The sequence below is a fragment of the Arthrobacter sp. ISL-5 genome, assembly GCF_018613835.1.
GTDB lineage: Bacteria > Actinomycetota > Actinomycetes > Actinomycetales > Micrococcaceae > Arthrobacter.
The window spans coordinates 22492-36358 of the sequence record NZ_JAGGPM010000005.1 but is presented as its reverse complement, the minus strand read 5'-3'; the positions used below and the strand labels follow the sequence as shown (position 1 = coordinate 36358).

The 13867-nt window shown below is 67.3% G+C and carries 15 protein-coding genes; 9 read left to right on the top strand and 6 right to left on the bottom strand.

Features of this window, described 5'->3' with window-relative positions; translation table 11 throughout:
* Positions 1-5: 5 nt before the first annotated feature.
* The gene (locus J7I89_RS02630) at positions 6-764 is read right to left on the bottom strand and encodes an ABC transporter permease (protein ID WP_214967029.1); all 759 of its coding nucleotides are present in this window, start codon (positions 762-764) and stop codon (positions 6-8) included.
* Positions 761-1726 (bottom strand): ABC transporter ATP-binding protein, encoded by a 966-nt coding sequence (locus J7I89_RS02625; RefSeq protein ID WP_214967027.1) that lies wholly within the window; start codon positions 1724-1726, stop codon positions 761-763. The genes J7I89_RS02630 and J7I89_RS02625 overlap by 4 nt, the downstream gene beginning before the upstream one ends.
* Positions 1727-1841: 115 nt before the next feature.
* On the opposite strand from J7I89_RS02625, the gene J7I89_RS02620 reads away from it, so the two are divergent.
* The 6 genes from J7I89_RS02620 (at position 1842) to J7I89_RS02595 (ending at position 7016) form a co-directional block, all read left to right on the top strand.
* Positions 1842-2687, top strand: coding sequence for a helix-turn-helix domain-containing protein (locus J7I89_RS02620; protein ID WP_214967025.1), 846 nt, complete (start codon positions 1842-1844; stop codon positions 2685-2687).
* Positions 2687-4150 carry a Fe-S cluster assembly protein SufB gene (gene sufB, locus J7I89_RS02615; RefSeq protein ID WP_104138627.1) on the top strand — a complete coding sequence of 488 codons (1464 nt, stop codon included), beginning with the start codon at positions 2687-2689 and terminating at the stop codon, positions 4148-4150. The genes J7I89_RS02620 and sufB overlap by 1 nt, the downstream gene beginning before the upstream one ends.
* Complete coding sequence (sufD, locus tag J7I89_RS02610; protein WP_214967023.1) at positions 4150-5400, top strand: Fe-S cluster assembly protein SufD; 1251 nt, start codon at positions 4150-4152, stop codon at positions 5398-5400. Before sufB ends, sufD begins: the two co-directional genes overlap by 1 nt.
* A 27-nt stretch (positions 5401-5427) precedes the next feature.
* Positions 5428-5787: a non-heme iron oxygenase ferredoxin subunit gene (locus J7I89_RS02605; protein WP_214967021.1), complete on the top strand. Its 360-nt coding sequence runs from the start codon at positions 5428-5430 to the stop codon at positions 5785-5787.
* Positions 5788-5873: 86 nt separating this feature from the next.
* Complete coding sequence (gene sufC / locus J7I89_RS02600; RefSeq protein ID WP_214967019.1) at positions 5874-6671, top strand: Fe-S cluster assembly ATPase SufC; 798 nt, start codon at positions 5874-5876, stop codon at positions 6669-6671.
* 12 nt (positions 6672-6683) lie between these two features.
* Positions 6684-7016, top strand: coding sequence for a metal-sulfur cluster assembly factor (locus tag J7I89_RS02595; protein WP_003798940.1), 333 nt, complete (start codon positions 6684-6686; stop codon positions 7014-7016).
* 187 nt (positions 7017-7203) lie between these two features.
* On the opposite strand, the gene J7I89_RS02590 is transcribed toward J7I89_RS02595, so the two are convergent.
* The gene (locus J7I89_RS02590) at positions 7204-8100 is read right to left on the bottom strand and encodes a neutral zinc metallopeptidase (RefSeq protein ID WP_214967016.1); all 897 of its coding nucleotides are present in this window, start codon (positions 8098-8100) and stop codon (positions 7204-7206) included.
* A 60-nt stretch (positions 8101-8160) separates the two neighbouring features.
* On the opposite strand from J7I89_RS02590, the gene J7I89_RS02585 reads away from it, so the two are divergent.
* The 3 genes from J7I89_RS02585 (at position 8161) to J7I89_RS02575 (ending at position 11540) form a co-directional block, all read left to right on the top strand.
* Complete coding sequence (locus J7I89_RS02585; protein ID WP_214967015.1) at positions 8161-9567, top strand: class I adenylate-forming enzyme family protein; 1407 nt, start codon at positions 8161-8163, stop codon at positions 9565-9567.
* Complete coding sequence (locus J7I89_RS02580) at positions 9560-10750, top strand: thiolase family protein (protein WP_251044828.1); 1191 nt, start codon at positions 9560-9562, stop codon at positions 10748-10750. Before J7I89_RS02585 ends, J7I89_RS02580 begins: the two co-directional genes overlap by 8 nt.
* A gap of 85 nt (positions 10751-10835) precedes the next feature.
* Positions 10836-11540, top strand: a complete 705-nt coding sequence (locus J7I89_RS02575; protein ID WP_214967013.1) for an HNH endonuclease family protein — start codon at positions 10836-10838, stop codon at positions 11538-11540.
* 48 nt (positions 11541-11588) lie between these two features.
* Here the strand turns inward: J7I89_RS02575 and J7I89_RS02570 are convergent, their stop codons facing one another.
* The 3 genes from J7I89_RS02570 to J7I89_RS02560 are packed head-to-tail and all read right to left on the bottom strand — an operon-like array spanning position 11589 to position 13641.
* On the bottom strand, positions 11589-12212 hold the full coding sequence (locus J7I89_RS02570) for an energy-coupling factor transporter transmembrane protein EcfT (protein WP_214967011.1): 624 nt from the start codon (positions 12210-12212) through the stop codon (positions 11589-11591).
* On the bottom strand, positions 12209-12976 hold the full coding sequence (locus J7I89_RS02565; protein ID WP_214967009.1) for an energy-coupling factor ABC transporter ATP-binding protein: 768 nt from the start codon (positions 12974-12976) through the stop codon (positions 12209-12211). Before J7I89_RS02565 ends, J7I89_RS02570 begins: the two co-directional genes overlap by 4 nt.
* Positions 12973-13641 carry a biotin transporter BioY gene (locus J7I89_RS02560; RefSeq protein WP_214967007.1) on the bottom strand — a complete coding sequence of 223 codons (669 nt, stop codon included), beginning with the start codon at positions 13639-13641 and terminating at the stop codon, positions 12973-12975. Before J7I89_RS02560 ends, J7I89_RS02565 begins: the two co-directional genes overlap by 4 nt.
* Positions 13642-13867 lie beyond the last annotated feature (226 nt).

Below are 13867 nucleotides of genomic sequence, written 5' to 3'. Positions count from 1 at the left end.
ATTTCTCAATTCCACTTGAACCAACGGATGGCTGCGGCGCCGGCGACAACCAGCCACAACAGCAGGATAAGGACTGCGGCACCGTCGACGGCACCGTGCAGGAAGGCATCGCGAAGCCCCTGCCCCAGGGCCCCGGAGGGCAGGAAATGCACGGCATCCTGCGCCGGGCCGGGCAGCCGCGGCGCGGGGATGACGATGCCGCCCAGGGCGCCAAGGAGGATCCACAGCAGGTTGGTGATGGCCAGCGTGGCCTCCGGCCGGACCGTACCGGCCACCAGCAGGCCGAGGGCCGTGAACGCCGCAGCGCCGAGTATCAGCAGGCCCGTTCCCGGCAGCCAGCCGGCCGGATCGGGCCGCCATCCGAGCGTGAGGGCAATGCCGGAGACTATCAGGACCTGCAGGAACAGCACGGCGAGGACGGCGATGATCTTTCCGGCGATGAGTCCGGTGCGTCCCAGCGGCGTCGTGGAGAGGAAGCGCAGCACGCCATAACGGCGGTCGAATCCGGTCGAGATTCCCTGGCCGGTGAACGCCGTGGACATGGCGCACAGCGCGAGGATGCCGGGCACGGCCACGTTGATCCGGCTGTCGCCCAGCCCGTCCAGCAGCGGCGTCACGGTGAGCCCGACCATGGCCAGGAGCGGCAGGACGATCGCGAGGATCAGCTGTTCGCCGTTCCGGAGCATCGTCATGGCCTCGTACTGACCCTGCAGCAGGATCCGGCGGAGCAGGGGAGCGGGAGCGCTGCCGGTCACTGTCGTCATCGGGCTTCCCTTCCGGAAATGTCGAGGAATACGTCTTCGAGGCTCCGGGCCTCCATGCTCATGGACCCCGGCATCACGCCATGGGCTGCCCACCAGGCCGTCAGCGCGGCAAGATCCTCCGGGGTGAGCACGCCCGTGGCCGAGTAGCTGCCGGCCCGCGTCTCCCTGATCTCCACCTCGGCGGGAAGAACACCCGTGAAGTCCAGCCCGGGCAGCGCCTCGAAGTGCAGCGTCCGGATGTGGTCCTTGCGGGTCATGTCCGGGGTGTGCTGGAGGAGCTGGGCGACGGTGCCCTCGGCGACGTTCCTGCCGGCGTCGATGATGTACACGTAATCGGCCAGGCGCTGGGCATCGTCCATGAGATGGGTGGTCAGGATGATTCCCATTCCGCTGTTCCGCAGCTCGGAAATCAGCCCGAACACGAGCTGGCGCGACTGCGGATCAAGGCCTGCGCTCGGTTCGTCGAGGAAGAGCACCTCGGGATTGCCGATGAGCGCGGCGGCGAGAGCCAGCCGCTGCTTCTGGCCTCCGGACAGCCGGCGGACAGTGGTCCGGCTGAACGCATCGATGCCGAGCCGCTGCACCAGTTCGTCGAGCGGTCGCGGATTGCGGTACATGCCGGCGATGTGGCGGAGAAGGGGAAGGGGACGGGCCGACGGCGGGAGGCCGCCGTCCTGGAGCATGACGCCTACGCGGGAGCGCAGTTCCGCACCGGCGTTGCCGGGATCCTCGCCCAGCAGGGAAATGCTGCCGCCTGAGCGCTTCTGAAGGCCCTGCGCGCATTCGATGGTGGTGGTTTTGCCGGCACCGTTGGCTCCGAGCAGGGCGGTCACCTCGCCGCGTCCGGCGACGAGTGAGACGTCGCTCACCACCCTCAGCATCCTGCCATCGAGGGTGGGCAGCGGACCAACGTCCTTAATTAGCCCGTTGATGGACAGTACGGGGGATTCGGGGGATCGCACCCCAGCATTCTACGCGAAGTAGTACTGCCTCCGATGTGCCAGCCCGGCGCCGCAGGTCAGCCAAGCCTTACTGGATGGGTGGAGTAAATTACGACATGATTGTGTTGTGTATTCCATGACTAATCCCACTTCCCTGCCTCTGGCCGGGCACGGCGCGCCGGTTGGTGCGCTGCGCGGTGGAAAAGGCGCTGCCCTGGCGGCCGTGCCGCAGGCAGCCGACGCGGACGAGCGCACGCGCGACCGCGTCCTCAGCGCGGTGCTCGAACACGGGCCCGTCAGCGCCGCGGAACTGGGCGACCTGCTCGGCTTCACGCCGGCCGCCGTCCGCCGCCACCTGGACCATTTGTCCCGTGCCGGCGTCATCGAAGTCAAGCGCGTCGCCCGTGCAGGCGCCGGCGCGGGCCGTCCGGCCCGCCGCTATGTCCTGAGTTCGCAGGGCCAATCGACGCTCGGTGACGACTACCTGAATATCGCCAGCACCGCGCTCAAGCAGCTCGAGGAAATGGCGGGCGCCGAAGCGGTGCGGAAGTTCGCCGTCGAGCGTTTTGCCGAGATGGAACGCCGCTACGCCCCCGAAGTCGATGCGGCCGGAACCGACATCACTGCCCGGGCGCAGGCGCTTTCCGCCGCCCTGTCCCGGGACGGCTATGTAGCCTCCACCGCGTCCATCGAAGCCAAGGCACCGCTGCCGACAGCGCTTTCCAGCGTCCAGCTGTGCCAGGGGCACTGCCCCATCCAGCAGCTCGCAGCGCAGTTCCCGGTTTTCTGCGATGCTGAAACCGAGACCTTTTCCCGGCTGGTCGGCGTCGACGTGAGGCGTCTCTCCACTTTGGCGCGCGGGGGCCACGTCTGCACCACCCACATACCAACAGGCCGTCCGGCCGCGACGGTGGCGGAAACCACCCGAGCCGTTACGGACAACCTGGACGAAGTATCCAACCATCTGCAAGAAAGGCCGTGATGACGGACCAACTATCAGAGAAGACGGTTGCCGAGACTGCTGTGATTTCGGAGATTCTCGAAAAGAATCCCGAGCTCCACGGAATCGGTACCTACGAGTACGGCTGGGCCGACAAGAACGATGTCGGCGCCAACGCACGCCGTGGCCTCAACGAGGACGTCGTCCGCGACATCTCGGCCAAGAAGAGCGAGCCGGAATGGATGCTCGACCTCCGCCTGAAGGGCCTGAAGTACTTCGGCCGCAAGCCCATGCCCACCTGGGGCGCGGACCTTTCCGGCATCGACTTCGACAACATCAAGTACTTCGTGCGCTCCACGGAGAAGCAGGCCGCTACCTGGGAAGACCTCCCCGAGGACATCCGGAACACCTACGAGAAGCTGGGTATCCCGGAAGCCGAGCGCAGCCGCCTTGTTTCCGGCGTGGCAGCCCAGTACGAATCCGAAGTTGTGTACCACCAGATCCGCGAAGACCTCGAAGCCCAGGGCGTCATCTTCCTGGACACCGACACGGCGCTGCGCGAGCACCCGGAGATCTTCCAGGAGTACTTCGGCACCATCATTCCCGTGGGCGACAACAAGTTTGCGTCACTGAACACGGCCGTGTGGTCCGGCGGATCCTTCGTGTACGTGCCCAAGGGCGTCCACGTGGACATTCCGCTGCAGGCCTACTTCCGCATCAACACGGAAAACATGGGCCAGTTCGAGCGCACGCTGATCATCGCGGACGAGGACTCCTACGTCCATTACATCGAGGGCTGCACCGCCCCGATCTACACCTCGGATTCGCTGCACTCCGCCGTCGTGGAAATCGTGGTCAAGAAGGGCGCCCGCGTCCGGTACACCACCATCCAGAACTGGTCCAACAACGTGTACAACCTGGTGACCAAGCGCGCGATCTGCGAAGAAGGCGCCACCATGGAGTGGATCGATGGCAACATCGGCTCCAAGGTCACCATGAAGTACCCGGCCGTCTACCTCACGGGCGAGCACGCCAAGGGCGAGACCCTGTCCATCGCGTTCGCCGGCGAAGGCCAGCACCAGGACACAGGCTCGAAGATGGTCCACATCGCGCCGAACACCAAGAGCTCCATCATCTCCAAGTCCGTGGCCCGCGGCGGCGGACGCGCAGCCTACCGCGGCCTGGTCCAGATCCGCGAAGGCGCCAAGCATTCGGCCAACACCGTGCGCTGCGACGCCCTGCTCGTGGACACCATCAGCCGCTCGGACACTTACCCGTACATCGACATCCGCGAGGATGACGTCCAGCTGGGTCACGAGGCAACTGTCTCGCGCGTTTCCGAAGAGCAGCTCTTCTACCTCATGTCCCGCGGCATGCGCGAAGACGAAGCCATGGCCATGATCGTGCGCGGCTTCATCGAGCCGATCGCCCGTGAGCTGCCGATGGAATACGCCCTCGAGCTGAACCGCCTCATTGAACTCCAGATGGAAGGATCCGTCGGTTAATGACTGCCGAAATTACTACTGAAAAGGCCCGCATCGGAGCGCCTTCCATCGCAGGCTTCACCGAGGAAGGCGAGGGCCTGGTCTCCGCCAAGGTGGACCACAGCCACAACCACGGCGTGACCGTGATGTCCTCGCGCGCCGAGCGGCTCACGAGCTTCGACGTCGCCGACTTCGCGCTGCCCACGGGCCGCGAGGAAGAATGGCGCTTCAGCCCGGTCCGCGGCCTGGCCAACCTGCTCTCTGACACAGCGACGGATCTTGATCCGGATCCGGCCGCCGCGTTCACCGTGGATGCGCCGGAAGGCTATGTCCGCACGCCGCTGGCTCACGGAGCCGCCCCGCGCGGAACCGTGCTGACCCCGGCCGACCGTGCCGCCGTCGTCGCCTCCGCCAACACCGACGAGGCGCTGCACGTGGTCATCCCGGCGGAAGCCGAACCGGCTGAGCCGCTGCGGATCCTGGTCCACGGCGCGGGTGCCGGCCGCCGCTCCAACGCACACTACGTGCTGGAGGCCGGGGCCAACTCGCGCAGCGTCGTGATCCTGGAGCACACCGGTGCGGCCGACCACAACGGCAACCTCGAAGTCATCGTCGGCGAGGGCGCGAAGCTCACCGTCATCTCGGTGCAGCTCTGGGAAGACGACGCGAAGCACCTGGCACAGCACGACGCGCAGGTGGGCAAGGACGCTGTGTACAAGCACATCGCCGTGTCCCTCGGCGGATCCATCGTGCGCCTGAACTCCAACGTCCGCTTCGCGGGTGAAGGTGCCGAGGCCGAGCTGCTGGGCCTCTACTTCGCCGACGCCGGGCAGCACCTGGAGCACCGGTCCTTCGTTGACCACAACGTGGCCAACTGCAAGTCCAACGTGCTGTACAAGGGCGCCCTGCAGGGCAAGAACGCACACACCGTGTGGGTGGGCGACGTCCTGATCCAGAAGCAGGCCCTGGGCACCGACTCTTACGAGAAGAACCAGAACCTTGTCCTGACGGACGGCTGCCGGGCCGACTCGGTTCCGAACCTCGAGATCGAAACCGGTCTCATCGAGGGTGCCGGACACGCGAGCTCCACCGGGCGTTTTGACGACGAACACCTGTTCTACCTCATGGCACGCGGCATTCCGGAAGAGGTGGCGCGGCGGCTCGTCGTGCGCGGCTTCCTCAACGAGATCATCCAGCAGATCAAGGTCCCGGCGCTCGAAGAGCGCCTGACCGAGGCTGTTGAGCGTGAACTCGCCGCGACCGAAAACTAAGCAGACCCGGAAAGTACAGGACAACGGATGACTGAACAGCCAAAGGGCGAGCTCGTCTGCAAGGTGAACGAGATCCAGCCCAAGCAGGCCCTGCGGATCCTGATCGATGACTTCCCGGTCGCGATCGTCAAGGACTCCATGGGAGAGATCCACGCTATCGGCGACACCTGCTCGCACGCGGACATCTCCCTCTCGGAGGGCGAGGTCGAGGGCTGTGCCATCGAATGCTGGGGCCACGGTTCGCAGTTCGACCTGCGCACCGGCGAACCCCTCCAGCTGCCGGCCTACGATCCCGTGCCCGTGTTCGCGGTGGAGATCGTCGGAGACGAGGTCTACGTGGACTTCACCAACGTCCTGAATGGCGCCGAAGCCCCTAACTTCAGCTAGCCCGGCCTGTACCAGAACTTAATAACTTCCAGACCAAAAGACCGCACCGCCGCCCCAACGGCACGGTGCAGAGGAGAACAAGACACATGTCTACTCTTGAGATCAAGGACCTGCACGTCAGCATCGACACCGAGCAGGGCACCAAGGAGATCCTGAAGGGCGTCAGCCTGACCGTCCGGACCGGTGAGACCCACGCCATCATGGGCCCCAACGGTTCGGGCAAGTCCACTCTTGCGTCCACCATCGCCGGCCACCCGCGCTACAAGGTCACCGGCGGCACCATCACCCTGGACGGCGAAGACGTCCTGGCGATGAGCGTTGACGAGCGTGCACGCGCCGGCCTCTTCTTGGCCATGCAGTACCCGGTTGAAGTTCCCGGCGTCACCATGACCAACTTCCTGCGGACGGCCAAGACCGCCATCGACGGCCAGGCGCCTGCGCTCCGCACGTGGACCAAGGACGTCAAGGCTGCCATGCAGCAGCTGCGCATCGATGCGGACTTCGCGCAGCGCAACGTCAACGAAGGCTTCTCCGGCGGCGAAAAGAAGCGTGTGGAGATCCTCCAGCTCGAGCTCTTCAAGCCCAAGTTCGCCGTGCTCGACGAGACCGACTCCGGCCTGGACGTCGACGCCCTGAAGATCGTCTCCGAAGGCGTCAACCGCGCCCACGCCGAGGGCAACATGGGCACCATGCTCATCACGCACTACACGCGCATCCTGCGCTACATTAAGCCTGAGTTCGTCCACGTCTTCGTTGACGGCCAGATTGTCGAAGAGGGCGGCCCGGAACTCGCTGACCGCCTTGAAGAAGAAGGCTACGACCGCTACGCCACAGGCGCCGGAGCAGCCACGATCGCTGCTGCTGCCGCCGCAGCACAGGCCTAGTAAGGACACGCCATGACAGAAATCGACGCAGCCCGCACCGGGCTGGAGGATGTCGAAGAGGCACTCAAGGACGTCATCGACCCCGAGCTCGGGGTCAACATCGTGGACCTCGGGCTGCTGTACGGCCTGAAGTACTCGGAGGACGACGGCGCCCTGCTCATCGACATGACGCTCACCACGGCGGCCTGCCCGCTCACCGACGTGCTCGAGGAGCAGGTCGGCAAGGCGCTGGACGGCGTCGTGGACGAGTGGCGCCTGAACTGGGTGTGGATGCCGCCATGGGGCCCGGAACGGATCACCGATGACGGCAAGGACCAGATGCGCGCCCTCGGGTTCAACATCTAAAGAAACTGCTTAAAGTACGACGACGGCCGGCCGCCTTCCAGCGAAGGTGGCCGGCCGTCGTCGTACTCTCATCGATTGCTCCCCACCGGCCCCCTAGCCTCACAAGTTCGGCCAGGGAACCCTGCCGGCGTGGGCCCAGGTGCCCTTCTCGAGCCTCAGAACGGCACTTACGGAGCAATCGATTGAATTAAAGGGTCGCGGCGCTGAAGGTGTCGCACTGGTTGATGTCGCCGGTCCGGTAGCCCTGGTAGAACCACCTTTGCCGCTGGGCGCTCGATCCGTGCGTCCACCCCTCGGGTGAGACACGTCCGGTGGCGGCCTTCTGGATGCGGTCATCGCCCACGGCGGACGCGGCCGAGAGGGCGTCGTTAAGGTCCTTTTGCGTCAGCGGCTCCAGGAAGGGCAGGCCGGAGTTGGGATCCTTCTGTGTGGTAGCGTAGCGGGTCCAGAGCCCGGCATAGCAGTCGGCCTGCAGTTCCACCCGCACGGCTCCGGACTCGGGTCCCTGCGGATCCTGCTGCGCCCTGTCCAGGTCGCCAAGGACGTTCTGGACGTGGTGCCCGAACTCGTGCGCAACGACGTACTCCTGCGCCAGCGGACCGCCGGAGGCTCCGAAGCGGTCCACGAGGTCCTGGAAGAAGCCGGGATCGAAGTAGGCCGTGGTGTCCGCGGGGCAGTAGAACGGGCCGACCTCCGACGTCGCGGCGCCGCAGCCGGTGCGGGTGCCGCCTTCGAAGAGCACGGTCCTGGGCCGGGGGTACTTGACCTTGTAGTCGGCCAGGTAGGCGGGCCAGAACGCGTTGAGGCTGTTCACGGTGGCCTTGATGCGGCAGTCGAGACGCTGGTCGGCGTCGGCGCCGGTCTTGCACGCCTCCGCTGTGGTCGTCTGGCTGGCACCGGGCTGCTCCTGTCCCGTGCCGACCAGTCCCTCGAGCAGCTGCGGATTGATGCCGAACAGCGCGGCCAGCAGGAGGACGATGCCCCCGCCGATGCCGCCGCCGATCTTCGTGCCGCGGCCCATTCCGCCGCCGCGCCGGTCTTCCACTTGGGATGGGTCAATCTCGACCCCGTCATTGAAGCTCATGCTGTCACAATAGTCTTCGCCCACGGCGACGGGCCCGTTCCTGCCGGTAAAGTTGGTCCGATGCCTTTTCTCAACAGACTCCAGCGCTGGGCTGATGACCGCCCCGACGACACCGCCGTCGTCGTGGCAGGACAGCGGCTCAGCTGGGCTGCCCTCCGCGATGCCGCGGAGGCCGCCGCGGCGGACAACACAGCCGAAGTGGCCGTGCTCGCGCGGCACAATTCCACGCAGTTTGCCATTGACTTCGCCGCGGCCGTTGCCGGGGAGCGGCAGTGCGCAGTGCTCGATCCGACGTGGCCCGGGCCGATGCAGGAGGAAATCGTCGGGCGGCTCGGTGCTGCCGCTCTCGCAGTCCCCGGCGGTGCCGGGGCGCCGCTGGCGGACGGGGACCCGGCGTCGTCGTTCCTGATCGGGCTGACGTCCGGCACCACCTCCGTGCCAAAGGCTTTCACCCGTTCGCGGCGGTCCTGGCAGGAGTCCTTCGAAGCCTCCATGGAGTTCTTCGGCCTGAGCCAGGCGGACAAAACGCTGGCGCCGGGACCGCTCGCCGCGAGCCTGAACCTGTACGCCCTCGCCGAGTGCCTGTACGCGGGCTCGGAATTCCACACCCTCGAATCCTTCGACGTCGGGGACGTCCACGCCGCCATCGCCCACGACGGCATCACGCGGCTGGTGCTGGTCCCGACGATGCTGCGGTTGCTCAGCGAACGCGGCCTGACCGGATGCGTCGACGCCTCGGGCGTGCGGACCATCATCTGTGCGGGCTCGAAGCTGGACGCCCGCACGCTTGAGGCGGCGCGGCGCTGGGCCCCGAACGCCACCATCTTCGAGTACTACGGCGCCTCCGAGCTGAGCTTCGTCTCCGGTACCGGCCTCGCCGCAGGGGAACCGCTCGACGCCGGCGGCACGGGCATCGGACGGCCTTTCCCTGGCGTGGATGTGCGAATTCTGGACGACACCGGCGCCATGCTCCCGGACGGCACTGCCGGGAACATCAGCGTTCGCAGCGGCATGGTCAGTAACGGTTACCTGTGGGGTGACGACGGCCAGGCACTGCGCTGCTTCGACGGGTGGTTCACCGTGGGCGACCAGGGCTACCTGGAGGACGGCGAGCTCCACATCCTGGGCCGCCGCGCGGACATGATCATCACCGCGGGCAAGAACGTCTATCCGCACGAGGTCGAGCTGGCCCTCGCGTGCGTTCCCGGCGTCGCCTCCGCAGTGGCGGCCGGCATGGCCGACGACGTCCGGGGCCAGCGCGTCGTGGCAGGGATCGTCCCCTCGCACGGCGGTGTCACGGCCACCCAGCTCAAGACCGGGCTGGAGGAAATTCTGGCCAAGGACAAGCGGCCGTTGCAGTATTTCGCCCTCGCCGAGCTCCCGCTGACGGACCGCGGAAAGGTCAGCCGCCGCATCATGCTGGACTGGATCACCGCCCGGGACTCACGGGCACGGCGCCTTGTCTGAGGTGCACGCGCAGGTGCCGGCGGCCCTTCCTCCCGAGCGGCAGCCGGTCATCATCGCCGCCCTGCGCACGCCCATCTGCCGGGCCAACGGCCAGCTCAAGCGCCTCCGCGCGCACGAGCTCCTGGCGCCCGTGATCAACGCACTCCTGGCCCAAACCGGCGCCGCGCCTTCAGAAGTGACCGACGTCGTGATCGGCAATGCGGTGGGCGGCGGCGGAAACGTGGCGCGGCTGGCGGCCCTCGAGGCCGGGCTTCCCGTAGCAGTCCCGGGACTCACCGTGGACAGGCAGTGCGGCTCCGGGCTGGACGCCATCGTCCTCGCATCCCGGCTCGTCGCCGCGGGCGGCGGCGGCGTGTATCTGGCCGGGGGAGTGGAAAGCATCAGCACCGCACCGCTGCGCGCGCACCGGAACGACGACGGCGACCCCGCCTTTTTCAGCCGGGCCCAGTTTGCGCCGCACGGCCTGGGCGACCCGGACATGGGGGTTGCCGCCGAGAACGTGGCGGCCGAGTTCGGCATCAGCCGCTCCCGGCAGGACGAATTCGCCCTGCGGAGCCACCGCCGGGCTGTTGCCGCCGCCGCGGACGGCGCCTTCGGCCGGGAAATTGTGCCGCTGCCTTCTGAATCCGGGACGGTGTCGGCGGACGACGGCCCCCGGCCCCGGCTTCGCGTGATGGGCAGGTTCCCGCCAGCATTCGCGGAATCCGGAACGGTCACCGCCGGGAACTCCTGCTTCGACGCAGACGGCGCCGCCGCCGTCGTCCTAACCTCTCTGGCCCGCGCCCGGGAACTCGGCGTTCCGGACGCGCTCCTCGTCCTGGGGACGGACACGGCAGGCGTGGAGCCCCGGCTCCTTGGCATCGGGGCGGCGTCGGCCGCAGAGCGCCTGCTGGCGTCGCAGGCCGTGGCGGCGGACGCTGTGGAACTCGTTGAATTCAACGAGGCATTTGCCTCGCAGACGCTCGCCTGCCTGGACCGGCTCGGCATCGAGCCGGAGCGGGCAAACGCCGACGGCGGCGCCCTGGCGCTGGGGCATGCGTACGGGGCTTCCGGCGCCGTCTTGGTGACGAGGCTGCTGGCGCAGGCCCGGCAGACTCCGGACCGGACCAAGCTCGCCCTGGCCATGATCAGCATCGCCGGCGGCATGGGCACGGCCGCCCTGTTCCGGTACGTCCGGCTGTAGCCGGAAGGTCATTCTTTCCTTTGGCGGCGCGTGCTGCCGCCGCACGCGGGAGCCGGCGTTTAGTCTGGTCGTTGCCGCCGTACACATGAAGGACAAGTCGATCTCACGCCCTGCCACGAAAACCCCTGCCGCCAAAACGCTCGCCATTCTCACCGCTTTGCTCCTTGCCGGAGGTCTCGCCGGATGCAGCCCGGCCGCATCCGCCGCCCCGGGGGCGCTGAAGCCGGAAGCAGCAGCCGTGGCGGTTGCCCAACTCGGCACCATACCGGTCAAGGGCCGGGCCCCCAAGACCGGGTACAGCCGCGATCAGTTCGGCCCGGCGTGGGCTGACGTTGACCGCAACGGCTGCGATACCCGGAACGATATTCTTGCCCGCGACCTGACCGGCGAGACGTTCAAACCCGGGACGCGGAACTGCGTGGTGGCTGCGGGCACGCTGTCCGACAAGTACACGGGGACGACCATCAAGTTCGTTCGGGGCAACCTGACCAGTTCAGCCGTCCAGATTGATCACATCGTTCCCCTCAGCGACGCCTGGCAGAAAGGCGCCCAGAAGATCGGCGCCGAGCAGCGCAGGCTGCTGGCCAACGACCCCCTGAACCTGATGGCCGCAGACGGCCCCACGAACTCAGCCAAGTCGGACAAGGACGCAGCCACCTGGCTGCCCCCGAACAAGCCGTTCCGGTGCGAGTACGTCGCCCGCCAGACAGCCGTGAAGGCCAAGTACAAGTTGTGGGTCACCCAAGCCGAACATGACGCCATCGCCAACGTCCTGAAGTCCTGCTCCTGACCGCGAAAGTACCACACCGCGCGCTTAGCAAGCCTTCCGAAGCTGCTGTCAGTCGTCCGGCTCACCCAGGCCGCGGGCGGCCAGCGCATCGCCGGTGTGGCGGGCGTACGCCACGGTGGTGATGAAGACCGGCAGGACCAGCGCGCGCGGGTTGCGTTCCAGGCCCCGGGCCCTCGCCGAATCCCGGACGTCCTCGAAGGCCCCGGCGATGAACGGGATGCTGCGCAGCATGATGGCGATGGTGAGGGCGAACCGCTCAGGGTCGGCGCCGAAGCGCTGGAACGGGCGGGCCAGGGACACCACGCCGTCGAGCAGCCGGTGCAGCGGCGTGGTTGCCGTCAGCAGCGACGCCGCCACCACGCAGAGCAGGATGTTCAGGACGATGCGTGCTGCCGTGGGCGCCCCGAGCTGCCACCACTGGAACAGCCCGATGGCCAGCAGGACGGGAAGCAGCGGCCGGACGGCGCGGAAGAGGCGGGCCGGCCCCGCACCGCTGAGGAGGAACAGCGTGCACATCAGGGCAAGGGCTGCGGCGGCCAGGCGCCAGTCCACGATCAGGAATGATGCCATGCCGCAGGCCAGCACCGCCAAGAACTTGAGCCAGAGCGGCATACGGTGGATTACCGACGTCCCCGGTACGTAGTTGGCGAGCAGGACGCCGTTGCCTTTCACCGGGCTTCCTCGCCGGACGGGTCAACACTGCTGGCCACGTTACGGCCGCGAGGAACCTCAAGACTGTCCGCGCACAAGGCGCGGTAATGCGCGACGGCGGCGGCAGCACCGCCGTCGTACGCGATCCGGCCGGACTCGACCACCAGGACGCGGTCCAAGTCGAGGGCCAGCTCAAGGTCGTGGGTCGACATGACGATCTGCTGGCGGAGGCCCGCCAGCGTGCGGCGCAGCAGTTCGCGGTTCCGGAGGTCCAGAAGGGTGGACGGCTCGTCAAGGACCAGCACGTCGGGTTCCACTGCCAGCACGGCGGCCAGCGCAAGGAGCTGCCGTTCCCCGCCGGAGAGTTCGTAGATGCTCTGGTCCGCGAGGTGGAGCAGGCCGAAGCGGCCCAGTGCGGCGTCGGCCTGGCGGCGGCGTTCCGACCCGTTCCGTACGGAGCGCCGCAGTGACAGTTCAACGTCCTCGCGGCCTGTGGGCATGACCAGCTGGGACAGGGGATCGGTGAAGACAAAGCCCACCTGCTGCCGTACGGCCCGAACATTCCGGACGGTATCGGAACCGTTGACAGTGACCGTCCCGCCAGTCGGCGCCACGAGGCCGTTGAGCAGGCGCAGGAGCGTGGACTTGCCGGAACCGTTGGCGCCGATCACGCCGATCCGCTGCTCCGTCAGGCTGAGTGTCACGTTTTGGAGCAGGACTTTGGGGTCCGGGTGGCCGTCGACGGCCACCCGGACCTCAACGTCACTGAGGGAAACGGTGCTCACTGCTGCGGTGTGGCTTGCTGGCCGGAGGTTGCCGGGACCGGTGCGGCCAGCGGCCGGACACGTCGGACCAGCAGGTCGGGGAACGCCTTGTGCAGGGCGAGGGCGACGGTGACGGCCAGGACGTTCTTGATGATGTCGCCGGGGTAGTAGGCGAGGTCCGCGAGGAAGGCCTTGGACGGTTCAAGCTTGGCGTTGACCATCATGCCGAGCACACCGAGCCCGTGGATGACCACGATGCTGGTGACCATGGCGGCCGCGAACAGGAACACGCCCCGGTACTTCAGGGTCCGGCGGATGACGACGGCGGCGAGCCAGCCGACCGCTGCTGCAGCCAGGGGGAACGCAACGATGTAGCCGGCCGACGGGCCGGCCAGGATGCCCAGCCCGCTGCGCCCGCCGCTGAAGATGGGGAGGCCGGCGAGGCCGAGGAGCGTGTAAAGACCGACGGCGGCGAAGGCCCGGCCCGGGCCGAGCGCCAGTCCGGTCAGGATCACGGCGAGGGTCTGCAGGGTGATGGGGACGCCCAGGCCGCCCACGGGGACGGCCGCTACGAGCGCCGAGCCGGCCACCAAGGCGGCGAAGACGGCGATGAGTCCGAGGTCGGTGGCGTTCCAGCGGCTGCGTCGGGCCTGGTGGCCGGTGCTGGCTGAATGGGTCTGGGTCATGGAGGGTCCTGTCGGAGAGGTACAAACAATTATCGGCTGATAGTGACGTTACTGGCCGGGGAATGCGTCCATTTTGTAGTTGTTCTACAAGAGGGTAACGCCGGGGCTGAGCGCACGGCACAAATGGCGGCGATGATTCCGGTACAAATGGCGGCCGGTGCGTCCCGCGGCGTCCGGTTTTGATGCCTTGCTGCGGCCGGTAGACTTGTAGGGGCCGTTCTCTCGG

Bases quoted from the DNA above. Each gene is read 5' to 3' on its own strand.
- J7I89_RS02560 (WP_214967007.1), bottom strand. From the start codon at position 13,641: ATGACCCAGACCCATTCAGCCAGCACCGGCCACCAGGCCCGACGCAGC.
- J7I89_RS02590 (WP_214967016.1), bottom strand. From the start codon at position 8,100: ATGAGCTTCAATGACGGGGTCGAGATTGACCCATCCCAAGTGGAAGAC.
- sufD (WP_214967023.1), top strand. From the start codon at position 4,150: ATGACTGCCGAAATTACTACTGAAAAGGCCCGCATCGGAGCGCCTTCC.
- sufB (WP_104138627.1), top strand. From the start codon at position 2,687: ATGACGGACCAACTATCAGAGAAGACGGTTGCCGAGACTGCTGTGATT.
- J7I89_RS02630 (WP_214967029.1), bottom strand. From the start codon at position 764: ATGACGACAGTGACCGGCAGCGCTCCCGCTCCCCTGCTCCGCCGGATC.
- J7I89_RS02575 (WP_214967013.1), top strand. From the start codon at position 10,836: ATGAAGGACAAGTCGATCTCACGCCCTGCCACGAAAACCCCTGCCGCC.
- sufC (WP_214967019.1), top strand. From the start codon at position 5,874: ATGTCTACTCTTGAGATCAAGGACCTGCACGTCAGCATCGACACCGAG.
- J7I89_RS02585 (WP_214967015.1), top strand. From the start codon at position 8,161: ATGCCTTTTCTCAACAGACTCCAGCGCTGGGCTGATGACCGCCCCGAC.
- J7I89_RS02605 (WP_214967021.1), top strand. From the start codon at position 5,428: ATGACTGAACAGCCAAAGGGCGAGCTCGTCTGCAAGGTGAACGAGATC.
- J7I89_RS02620 (WP_214967025.1), top strand. From the start codon at position 1,842: ATGACTAATCCCACTTCCCTGCCTCTGGCCGGGCACGGCGCGCCGGTT.
- J7I89_RS02595 (WP_003798940.1), top strand. From the start codon at position 6,684: ATGACAGAAATCGACGCAGCCCGCACCGGGCTGGAGGATGTCGAAGAG.